This window comes from Paraflavitalea pollutisoli, from assembly GCF_029360705.1.
In the GTDB taxonomy this organism is placed as follows: Bacteria; Bacteroidota; Bacteroidia; order Chitinophagales; family Chitinophagaceae; genus Paraflavitalea; species Paraflavitalea pollutisoli.
In genome coordinates this window covers 605560-617434 of the sequence record NZ_JARKMX010000008.1, presented here as the reverse complement: position 1 = coordinate 617434, position 11875 = coordinate 605560, and the positions used below count along the sequence as shown (strand labels likewise).

At 53.8% G+C, this 11875-nt stretch carries 6 protein-coding genes; all 6 read left to right on the top strand.

What is annotated here, in order from left to right:
- Nucleotides 1–9: 9 nt before the first annotated feature.
- The gene (locus P2W70_RS16575; RefSeq protein ID WP_276482611.1) at nucleotides 10–6300 is read left to right on the top strand and encodes a carboxypeptidase-like regulatory domain-containing protein; all 6291 of its coding nucleotides are present in this window, start codon (nucleotides 10–12) and stop codon (nucleotides 6298–6300) included.
- 24 nt (nucleotides 6301–6324) lie between these two features.
- Nucleotides 6325–8301 (top strand): fibronectin type III domain-containing protein, encoded by a 1977-nt coding sequence (locus P2W70_RS16570; RefSeq protein WP_276482610.1) that lies wholly within the window; start codon nucleotides 6325–6327, stop codon nucleotides 8299–8301.
- Nucleotides 8302–8338: 37 nt separating this feature from the next.
- Entirely contained in the window at nucleotides 8339–8869 is a 531-nt protein-coding gene (locus tag P2W70_RS16565) for a hypothetical protein (RefSeq protein WP_276482609.1), read from the top strand.
- A gap of 23 nt (nucleotides 8870–8892) precedes the next feature.
- Nucleotides 8893–9459, top strand: a complete 567-nt coding sequence (locus P2W70_RS16560) for a hypothetical protein (RefSeq protein ID WP_276482608.1) — start codon at nucleotides 8893–8895, stop codon at nucleotides 9457–9459.
- A 26-nt stretch (nucleotides 9460–9485) separates the two neighbouring features.
- Nucleotides 9486–10157: a lipoprotein gene (locus P2W70_RS16555; RefSeq protein ID WP_276482607.1), complete on the top strand. Its 672-nt coding sequence runs from the start codon at nucleotides 9486–9488 to the stop codon at nucleotides 10155–10157.
- Between the two features lie 185 nt (nucleotides 10158–10342).
- Nucleotides 10343–11875 carry a dienelactone hydrolase family protein gene (locus P2W70_RS16550; protein ID WP_276482606.1) on the top strand — a complete coding sequence of 511 codons (1533 nt, stop codon included), beginning with the start codon at nucleotides 10343–10345 and terminating at the stop codon, nucleotides 11873–11875.

The following is an 11875-nucleotide window of genomic DNA, read 5'->3' as shown; positions in this document are numbered from 1 at the left end:
ACAGCACACATGAAAAATATACCACTTACTGCCAAACAATACGGGATGCGAACCCTGCTCATCCTGCTGGCCTTTGCTTCCATCACGGCTGCTGCACAGGTAAACATTTCGTTTACCCTGCGCGCGCCTTATTCGGCTTATATCAAAGACTATTACCACCTGGAGAATAAAGCGGTGATCGTACTGACGAATACCTCCCGCACGGCAGTCGACATCAAACTGGGCGGCAGCATCAGCAACGAATCCCGCGGCGTGTACATCCGCACCAACAAAGACTTTATGCCATCCATGCCCATCAGCCTGGGGCCCGGCGCCACCACAGTGCTCACGGCCAACCCCGACCTGATGCGCTTCTTCGACCAAAACAACATCGCCACCAACGCCAACGATGCCATGCTGGCCAATATCATCCAGACGGGCCTGTTGCCCGAAGGCAATTACCAGGTTTGTATCAACGCTTACGAATACCGTACGGGTAAGCTGGTATCGGATCCCTCCGTCGGTTGCTTCCATTTCAACCTCAGCCGCCTCGATCCTCCCGTTATTACCTATCCACAAAACAACCATACTTACCCGGCAGAACAGAACAACCTCAACTTCAGCTGGACGCCGCCATTGGGCAACCTCGCGGGCTCACTGATCGAATACGACCAGATCGTGGTAAAGGTGCAACCCGGACAAAATCCCAACGATGCCATTGCTGCCGCCCGCGACTTCGGCGCCGGTAACCCGGTTGTGAACAAACGAAAAGCCTTGGGACAGAGTTATGTGACCCAACCCTTCGACCTGCCTTTTGAAAAGGGGCAGACCTACGCCATGCAGGTGATCGCCCGCGACCGCAATGAGAAAGTATTGCTCAACAACCTCGGCCGGAGCGAGATCGTCACCTTCCAGTTAGGTACCGCTATCCAGGGGGCTGTCAACGATATACCCATCAGCGAATACACCGGCCCTACCTTCAACAACACCCAACTGAAAGGCAAACTGCGCTATTACTGGCTGATGGGTGGCTACGCCTCCAACAGAAACAATTTCGGCAACACAGTTGCCGCCAATGGTCAAAACCAGGGCGGACAAAACAGCCAGGGCAATCAAAACAACCAAAATAACAGTACCGTAAACGGTATGAACATTGGTGTTGCGCAGGGCCTCTCCGTTATTGGCAATACGAGTGGTTTTTCCGGCTACCAAAACAGCCCACTGGCCGGCATGACGGTGCAACTCATCAAAGCGACCCGCTTCATCAACCCACAGCCATCCGGCAGTGCTCCCACTTTGATCGAAGGGAATATACTACCTGGCAATACCGTACTGGCCACCGCAACGACGACAGCCGATGGCAGCTTTACCTTCAACGTACCAGACATAGACGATATCAGTTTCGCCATCAAGAATACGCCGGTCGAGTACAACAGTGGGGGCGATGCCGGTGGCTGGAGTATCTCCGGTGGGCACCAGACGGTGCTGATGGTCAGGCTCGCTGCACAGGGATCTTCTTATTATGCCAACCCCATTCAATACCTGTATGGTATTCCGTCCAGCAAGGATATGGGCACCCTGTACGCCCAGGTCAAAACATTCCGATTGCGCGTACTGGTAGCAGAGGCAGATGACCATAGCCTGGTAAAAGAAGGCATGGAAGTGATGGTATGCCGGCGTACGGCCCGCAAAAGCATGATACCCAAAGACGAAGGCAGTCCCGGTATTTTCAGCGACAATACCATCCACTGGGAGGGATCATTTGACTACGAAGTGATCGGCAGAGGCATCTCCAATGCCAATGGCGAAGCCGTGATCGAGCACCTGGTACTGGAAGCTTGTACAGACTATAAAACGCCATACTATATCATCAGCCGTATTGCCAATCCCAACCAGACCGATCAGGCGATCGGGCATTATGATTACCGCCTGGCCTACGGCACCAAAGCACAATGGCAGGCAGGCAGCAGTTGCCTCACCAATGGCGGCCACTACATCAACAGCGACTGTGCCGAAGGCAACTGCCTGGGTATGCTCAATACACAGCAATATTCCGTACCCGGCCGACTGGGTTCGTGGGTAGAATATTACCATATACAAGGCACTTATAAACAGAAACCGCGCGTGTACGCCCAGGTAAAAAACCGGGCAGCCGGCAATACCGATGACCTCGGCGCCAACCAACCCGAAGCGCGCTGGTACCTGTGGAAACTCAGCCGCGCAGCCATGCTCAATGCCCGGCAAATAGCAGCCAACGGTCGCTGGGGGCTGCTGGTGAATGAAGGGCAGGAGGCGGGCTTCACACTCCTCAAGGCAGGGCTGGAGCACAAGGGCACGCCCATGGTAATGGAACGTACCGACGTGACCGGCGTCGACGGACGGGTCAACGAAGAACTACTGCCTTACGAAGGTTACTTCAACAACAGCATTGGCTACTATTACATACTGCAGGTAGATAAACGCGGCTTCAAAAGCGCCTACAAGGCCATCAACTACCTCACCACCTGGAATGGCAATGAAGGCGGCGATGTAGGCATCCTGAAAACAGGTATGGCCTTCAATGCCGGCACCCTCTGGCTGGAACCCAAAGGCACTGTGACCCTCACCCTGAAAAACGAAAAAGGCACCAAGGCCGCTGCCGATGTACACTATTACGATCCTGCAACAGGCGTAGAAGGCATCACCCACCGTTCCACCCTGGACCCCGACGACCACAACCAGCACATCGTCACCATCCAGCTACCCTCGGGCAGCAACCGGAAGATCGTGATCCACCCGACCAACCATGACCTGTACGAAAAAGATACGATCACCCTATCTGTTCCGGCAGACGAAGAACTGACCAAAGCCGTTGTGATCAAATACAAACTGCACCGCATCTACTTCAACATCAAAGGAGCCATAGGGCAGCAGTCGCCACAACGGCTCGACAAAGCCCGCGTAGAATTGTTGTTGGAAAACGGCAATGCCGCAGAGATGTATACCGGCCTGCAAAGCCCCTGGTTGTACGAAGGCGCACAATCCAATATGCCCAACACACCCGTTGAACTACCCGGCAACAACAATAACAACAACAATCAGAACAATACCAATGTGATCATCGGGCAAGGCAACAACCTGCCGCCCATCCTGGGGCCCTATCAGAAGTTGACGAACAACGGGGGCGGCGTGGACTTCGCCTTCCTCAATGCCGGCACCAGTTTCAAATTCCGCATTACCGGTCCCGATGGAACCAGCTATGTGGTAACCGATAAGCAGGTCAACAGTACAGCCGGCAAAACCTGGAAAAGGGTAGATGTATTGCTTAAGCGGGCACGTATCGTAAAAGGCAAAGTCACCTTCGGTCAAATGCCGGTGGCCAATGCCCGGGTACGCGTAAAAGGATCCTCCCCCCTCATCGAAACCTTCACCAACAATAACGGAGAGTACACCCTGCAGGGCGTGCCAGCGGATACGATACTGACGTTCACAGCGTCCAAAGTAGGCCACCAGGGATTGGAATTCACCGAAGGGCAATCCAGTACCCAAACTGCTTACGGATTGATCGTCTATGCCCATACCCTCGGCGGCGGCAACACGACCACCACCACGACCATCAACTTCAAGTTGCGCATCTATGAAAACCTTGACCTCAGCCGCCTGTTGGGCTTCCCGCTGGAAGTAACAGAGCTCGTCGAAAACACAGCAAATCCTGCCCGTCCGGGCTTAGGACAAGGAGGTGTAGGACAAGCAGCCGGAGGTGCAGGACAAACCGGATCGGCCGTCAACACAGCCGTAAACACCTCGGTTAAGATCTCCGGAATCGTCAACATCAGCGACTCGGCCAATACCGTCTTTAAAATGGGCGGCTCTACCGCCAGTGGCAAGCGCCTCAGCACCATCGAATTTTCGGACCTGTTTGTGGTAGCCGACAACATCCGCAATGATTCGCTGAAGCCTTACTGCCGGCCGCGCACGCTGCCCATGCAAACAGACATCAACGAACAGACGATTACCGTGTTCAACTTCTACGAAGCCACCTTACACGACAATACCAATGGTGTTACGCTCAACAACTACGGTGTGGGCAACCAGCAGCAAGGCGTGGCGCAAGGGCGGGTAAGGATCGAGCTCACTTCCTTCACCAGCAACAGCATTGGCCTCGATGCCGGGCAAACCATTAACCTCGTCAACGGCAGTGGTGCCAGTGCCCTGCAGTTTCCGGTATTCACGGCCAACGGCCCATCGGTGGTCAATACCAGCCAGGGCATCGGTGTGGGCAATGCCAATGGCAACGACCTCACCTACCGTCTGCACGCGTTCAACGCCATCGCCGCGAAAGGCTCCTCCCGCCTGTACAAAGACTCCCTTACACTTGACACAAGGCTGCAGACCAACCTGGAACACGTTTCCCAGCCCAACCTCAACCTGCCCATCGGCAAGGTGCGCATCAACAAAGACCGCGAACTGGACGACATCAACCGCGCCGTCAACCATACCACGGCACTGGGCGGTACGTTCAGCATGCAATGGCAGCGGGTCTTCATCGGGGCGCAGGGCGTTCGCTTCGACGGCACCCTCAACGCAGCCGGCATGCAGATGCCGGTCAACAACGCCGACCTGTATCCTACGGAGTTCTGGATTGCACCCGGCTCCCTGCAAACCAACAACGTAAAACTATTGAATGCCATACCGGTCACCGTGCGCACCGGGGCCACCTTTGGCTACGATGCCACCCTCGCTGCACCCGCCTGGTACCTGGCCATTACCAGCCAGAGCAATGACCAGGCAGCCGCAGAGATCAGCGGTCAGCACCTGAGTGGACTGGCGGCCAATGCGGTCATACCCTTTACCGATATCTGGTTCTACAGCAATGGCGAACAGGTGGTGAACCTGCGCAACAGCCTGCCGGTGTACAAAGTGCACAATATTGCCAACTTCACGTTGCAGAATGTATTCCTGTCGAATACGCTGCTCACGCTGAGTGGCCAACTCGATCCCACCATACCAGCCTTCCCGGTATATGCCACCGGCCTGCTCTATGAAAAGACCGGCGCGAATACGATATCGAACATGACCTTACGCCCCTTCGCCATGAACAATGTGCGCGTGAAGGGAATCGATATGGCCTTCAATGGCAACAACAGTACTGCCATCAGTTTCACCAACGGACAAATGATCATCAAGGGCCGCGTGAGCGATGAGAATCCGGATGTATTCAAGAATGTAGCATTCACCCTCACCAAAACCAGCCAGGAGACCCAACTGGTACTGGATGAAACACCCCAAAAGCAGTCGGTACGGCTGGGCGGCTCTGGCAACAGTCCGATCCTCCTCTCCAACATCGAGGGCCGCATGTGGGTGACCAACAACCAATGGAACAACCTGTACATCACCGGCGACATGCCCGAAAGCATGGGTTTTACAGCTGATGGCAAGCGCATGCGCTTCGATGTACTGGGTGCCTTACAGGTCAATAACCAAAAAGTTAAGCTCAAGAAAATGGAGGCGCCCATCGAAGGGCTTAACATGAGCTATGATATGGCCAACCACCGCCTCATGGGCAATCTCTCCTTCGACAACAAGGCAGGCAGCATGGCAATCAGTGGTGATGCCGAACTGGTAGTGGACCGCTATGGTTACTACTTTATGTCGGGCGGTGCGATGGACATGAGCAACCCCTCCGTAAGGGGCAGCGCCTTCCTGCTCTTCGGCAACTACAAGCACCTCTCCAGCGACCGGCAGTCAGCCATCGAAGACATGCTGAAAGAGTACAGCTATTATTTCCGGCAACTCAACGAAATGCCCCGTGGCTATACGCAATTGCAGCAACTCGACGGCTTCTTTTTTGAAGCAGGCGCCGAAATACCAGTCCCCGGTGTGCCCAACTTCGACATCGACCTGGGGCTCGTCGATGCCGCGCTGGAAGTGACAGTGGGTGGCGATGTGCGCCTCGGTATCAACTTCGGCTCTACCACCACCTACAATATGGGCATGGGCATATTCGTGAACGCTTATTTCAGGCTCGGCGTATCTGCCATCCATGCCTGCGCCGGGGTAGAAGTAGGCGTGCGGGCGGGGGTAGATGCCGATGGCACCTACAATACCAATGGCAACTACAATTTGGCCGTGACGGGTTATATACGACTGGAAGGTCGCGTTTACGCCGGTGGCGGCCTGGTATGCACCAGCAAATGTGAAGGCGCCTGTGTGATGAGCGAGGCCTATGGCTCGATAGGCTTCAATGCCGTGGGCACCATCACGCAGGATGACTCCAGTTTCCGCCTCGAGGTATCCAGCGGCAGCAGCACGTTCCCCCAATCAAACAGTAAAAAACAATAGCACCCACTACATAACCACCCGATCATGAAGCAATACATTCTTTTCTTCCTCATCATCACCGCCCTCCGGACACAAGCCCAGGATTTGCTGGCCGGCTTGGCTCGGCCCGGCGCCAAGGGCATCTTCGTATTGACCGGTGAAGTGATCAGCGATGTCAAAGGTCCTGTTACCGCCTACAAGATCGAACGCAAAGCCGCGAACGAGAACGACTATACGATTATAGCCACGTTACCGGCAGTTACCAACGTTGCTGATTTCAAACAACGCGCCCTGGCCTCCAATAACCTGTTGCCTTACCAACAGGATCTATCCAACCTGCGCCTCGATTCCATCTGGCACCGGGGTAAGGCAGCCGGCTCGCTATCTGCCCTGCGGGTACTCGGCTACAGCACACCGGTGTTGGCTGGCTTCAACATGATCTGGCTCGATGAAAAAGTAAAGGCCGGCCAATCGTACCAATACCGCGTCACGGCTACCGGCACTAATTATACAGCACTGTCCTTACCTGTACGTTTCAACAATTTGTCCGTGGCGACTCCCTTGTACCAGCAGGCCGTCTTCAACAAACCACAACGTCATTTGCAGTTGTACTGGCGCACGACCTTCCAGGATAAGCCCGACCATATCGAAACCTGGCGCAGCGAAGACAATGGCGTCTTTACCAAAGTGCCGGCCATCGTAGGTTACCTGCCGGGCAAGGATTCGGTACAATACCTGGTGAAAGACACCTCCGCCAAAGCGGGTCACCTGTACCGCTACTTTGTAAAAGCTTTTGATGTGCTGGGTAATGCGGCCCCCGTGTCGGATACCATCACCATCGCCTCTCTCGACCCACTGCAAATGCCCATGCCGCAACGCGTAAAAGCCCTGGCAGATAGTGCCGCACAAGGCATCAACATCAACTGGCAATTGCCCGAGGCAGCTTTCATCAAGACACTGACGTTGTACCGTAGCACCAATTCACTCAACCGCTTTCAGCGCATTGCCGACCTCTCAGCCACCGACACCAACTACCTCGATCAGCAGGTGAAGCCTGCCACCCCTTATTTCTACTACTTTGAAGTGGAGTACAAAACGCAGTTCAAACCCAAACGCAGTACCTCCTTTGCTGCCAGCTTCATGGATACCCGCTTACCGGCACCGCCACGGCAACTCGAAGCGACCGGCAACAAAGAAGGTGTTGTACTCACCTGGGAGCATCCCGCCGATAACACCACCGGTTTCTGGCTGTACCGGGCCGAACGCGGACAGCCCCTGCAACTGATCCGCACCATGATCCCTGCCCTCGACACCGTACAACAGTATACCTGGACCGACACCGACAGCAGCCTACGGGGCGACCGAATGTATAACTACGCCCTGAAAGCCTACTCGACCAGTCAGGTGGAAAGTTCTTTTTCCGATACCGCCGTGGCCAGGCCGTTGAAGAACCTACCCATCCCCAAACCACCCATGCGGGTAACCGCTTATGCCGAAGATGGCCGTATATATGTGGGCTGGGATGCCGTAGGTAATTACGACGCCAATGTATCGGGCTATAAGCTGCTGCGCGGTAAAAAGGCAACAGGGACAAGCACCTACACCACCGACACTATTTATTGCAGCAGCAACCAATTTGCAGATACACTGGTACAACCTAACGTATCGTACCGCTACAGTGTGATCACCCAATCCTTGCTCGGTGTACAAAGTGTACCCGCTACCTGGGCAACGGTCAGCATCACGGGCAATAAACCCGCAGCGCCCGCATCGTTAGTCGCCAACAAAGTAGGTACCGGAATACAGTTGAATTGGGAAGCACCCGCCGGAAGTGAATCACTACAATATACCGTGTACCGTTACGAACGTGGCCAGGATCCGGTAAAGGCCGGTACCGTAACCGGCGATGCCTTCACCGATAAGGCCGCCACCAAAGGACACCAGTATTTCTATTTCATCCGGGCCATCACCAGCGACAACACCGAAAGCGACCGGAGCAACGAGGCCACCATCCGGTATTGAAAACGAACCAACATCATTAACCATAAAAACAAGAACAATGAAAACAAGCACACAACGGTTTGCAGGCATCCTGCTCATCAGCCTGGGGTTGCTGCTGGCAGCCTGCGAACGGGAAGGCCCCATGGGCGCAGAAGGCCCGCAGGGACCGGACGGACCACCTGGCGAAAATGCGGGTGGGGGAGAAGGCGGTAGCAGCGTGGTCACCTTTGTAAACGATCCCGCCGACAAATTAAAGTGGGAATTGTCGGATGGATGGGGTGGTTATGGCGTTTTTGGGCTGGAAGGCGGAAATATATACCTGCCCGACAGTTTACGGGACGTGATAGAAAAAGGCCTGGCGGTCGTTTACGTGGGTGGCCCGGAAGACGATTGGTACCAACTGCCCTGGGTTCGGGGCGCGGCGAAAGACGAGATCTACGAAGCCACTTTTCAAGGACTCAACCTCGGTATCTATGCCAAGATCAAAGAAGGGGTTAACGGGGAAGACAAAGACCCCATTGCCGTAACGAAGATTAAAGTAGTGATCGCCAGTGCAGCGAAGACCTACACCCTCAACCTGAATAATTGATCCAAACCACCAATACTATTTGTATGAAACGATACCTCGTATTATTGCTTTGCAGCTGCAGCCTGGTGGCTTGCACCAAAGAAGGACTGGTCGGTCCCCAGGGACCAGAAGGTCCGGAAGGCCCGGCAGGAGCACCCGGCACAGGGAGTGGCGGTATTGCCACCAACATCATTTCCGTATTGACACCAGCGTCCGCTGGAACCTATAACTGGGTAGAGACTGCCCGCACGACCACCAAGGCCATTTACCGGCTCAACTGGAGATCGGGTACAGCCACCGGCAATACCTTCCGGTTGCCCGATTCACTCACCACCAAAATAGACGATGGCGCTTTGTTGATTTATGGAGTGGGGACCGACAGGAGCTACAATGGAAAAGGGGTGTTCCAATTGGCCAATATTCCCATTGACTTTTACGACCTGCGCACCTATAGCTACCAGGTAGAAAAAATTGCCGGCCGCTATGTGATCACGGTGCTGGCCGAGATGGAGGACTGGGGCAACCGCGATGCGCCCAAGCCGATGCCCATTGACTTTTTAAAGTTCGTGATCATACCCTCCACCGGCAGCGACCAGCTGGGATGGGGCTGATATCAATACCAATTAAAACAACTCACATGCAAAAGATACTTTACTATGTGCTGCTGATCGCCGTATTGACAGCTTGCAACAAACAGGGACCCGATGGACCGGCAGGCCCCGAAGGGCCACAAGGCAACCCTGGTCCGCCCGGCAGCAGTGGTGGTACCGGTAATGGGGCCGTGAAGGCCTACACCTCACAGGCCGCCCATGTATTCCGCTGGAAAAAGAATGCCTTTTTGACCACCGGTTATACGTTGGAGCGGGCAAGTAGTGCAAGCTCTGTCAATTATGACGACGGGTTTTATGTAGATGACCGCGACGGTGCAATTCCGGAAGGGGTGGTGCTGGTATATGTAAAAATGAAAAAAAACACCAGCACGCAGGAGGCTCCCTGGGTAGCCATGCCCTTTATCGGGGGCAACAACAGTACCGGCGAAGAGAATTATGAAGCCTGGATGAATTACCGCGATCAGACAGGCAACAACGATTACCTGTCAGTACGTATCGTTGCCGATATACAACAGACCAGCCCGGCTGCACAGAAAGCGCCGTCTTATAGTGCCTCTGGCTTGAAGGTGATCGTTATCCCCTCCGGCCAGGTACAAATAGGAGGCGGAAGCCGTGCAATCGACCTCAAAGCATTATCGCTGGAGCAAGTCATGGAACGTTACCAGCTGAAGGAGTCCGATTTCAAAACGATGGAGTAAGGGTGATTCTATAATAATAGCAGGCTGAACACAATAGCCGCCTCCGTGTATCTACACCAGGGGCGGCTTTTTTCAATTGGCTGCCCCAATAAAAGACCAATGATCTGTTAATTACGCTGGACAAACACAACGGCCCGAGGGTATTCGCGATGAATGCAGTAATTTCCCTACACTAAAACCATTCGATGCGACTGTTTATTCTTCTCCTGGTATTATTCAGCAGCCTTTCCTATACTGTAATGGCGCAGGTCTCTTTGAAAAAGCTATCTCCCGCCTATGGGAAATATGCAGTAGGATTCAAACATTACACATCCACCGATAGCAGCAGAACCTACCGAAGAATTTTCGAGTGGAACAACCAGCATATCGCCCGGCCGATACCGATCAGCATCTGGTATCCTTCAAGGGATAAGGTGGATGGCAAAACCTCTTTAACGGTTTTGGATTACCTGCGCATCCTGAAAGCTGAAGAAGAATGGGAGCACCTGCCCGATGACCAGCTACTGAATTGGTTCTCCTATACCAATACGCCGGAACACCAACAGCGGTTGAAAGAAAAGACGCGGGCTATTGCCCAATTAAAGCCTGCCGATGGTAAATTTCCAGCAGTGGTATATGCGCCCGGGTTGCAGGGGGCTTCCATCGAAAATTTCGTGTTGTGCGAGTTCCTCGCCAGCCATGGGTACATCGTGATCGCCAGCCCTTCCCGGGGATTTGAAACCCGGTATATGGAAGGGGCTACGGTGTCGGACCTGGAAACACAGGCCCGGGATATTGAATTTCTGGTAAAGGCCGCGCTGGGCAACAGGCAGGTGGATGCCGATAAAATTGCCACCATGGGGTATAGTTTCGGCGGCTTGTCCAATGTACTGGCGCAAACCAGGAACAGCCGTATCAAAGCGATCGTAAGCCTGGATGGCAGCGTGAAGTATCAGTATAAGACTTTGCAGCAATCCCCCTTCTACGACATCCGGAAAGTGAACGTTCCTTTTATACATATGGCACAAAAAGCCATTCCGGAAGCCGTGTTGCGGGAAGACAAACTGGACAGCAGCCTGAATACGCGGTTTGATTTTTATGACAGTCTCGTGAACAGCCAGGCTTACCGGTTGCAGTTTCATCAGCTAACGCATGCTTATTTCAGTGCCGCCAGTATTCTGTTACAGGATAGGGACGCACGGCAAGACAAACCCGATGACGAGATCATGCAATCGTACCAGTGGGTAACATCGTATACCTTGAACTTCCTCAACGCTTGTCTTAAAAACGATCAGCAAGCTGTACAATTCCTGCAAAGAGAACCCATTGACAATGGCATACCCTTGGAAGCGCTGACCATAGCAAGAAAGCAGGCAGTACAAAAGGCATTCAGCTTCGAGGATTTTAATGAACGGGCCGCGGCGCAGGATTACAATCACCTGACAGCTTTGCACCAGTCCATCGTGCAACAACACCCCTCCTTTCAGCTCAATGAGGGCAAGCTCAACAACCTCGGACTGCAATTGACCTTTACTCCTGGCAGCTCCCGCAAGGGCATTGCCGTATTGCAACTGGCCATCCAGCTATATCCCAGCTCTGCCAACTTGTATGATAGTCTGGGGGAGGCTTTCCTGTTTGTAAAAGACAAGGCAGCAGCCACTCAACATTTTAAACGATCACTGGAACTGGACCCACAGAATGGAAATGCGCAAAAGCGGTTGCAGGAGTTGGGTAAGTAG

What these genes read in the sequence shown, in the direction of transcription:
- P2W70_RS16575 (WP_276482611.1), top strand. Translation starts at nt 10, where the DNA reads ATGAAAAATATACCACTTACTGCCAAACAATACGGGATGCGAACCCTG.
- P2W70_RS16570 (WP_276482610.1), top strand. Translation starts at nt 6,325, where the DNA reads ATGAAGCAATACATTCTTTTCTTCCTCATCATCACCGCCCTCCGGACA.
- P2W70_RS16565 (WP_276482609.1), top strand. Translation starts at nt 8,339, where the DNA reads ATGAAAACAAGCACACAACGGTTTGCAGGCATCCTGCTCATCAGCCTG.
- P2W70_RS16560 (WP_276482608.1), top strand. Translation starts at nt 8,893, where the DNA reads ATGAAACGATACCTCGTATTATTGCTTTGCAGCTGCAGCCTGGTGGCT.
- P2W70_RS16555 (WP_276482607.1), top strand. Translation starts at nt 9,486, where the DNA reads ATGCAAAAGATACTTTACTATGTGCTGCTGATCGCCGTATTGACAGCT.
- P2W70_RS16550 (WP_276482606.1), top strand. Translation starts at nt 10,343, where the DNA reads ATGCGACTGTTTATTCTTCTCCTGGTATTATTCAGCAGCCTTTCCTAT.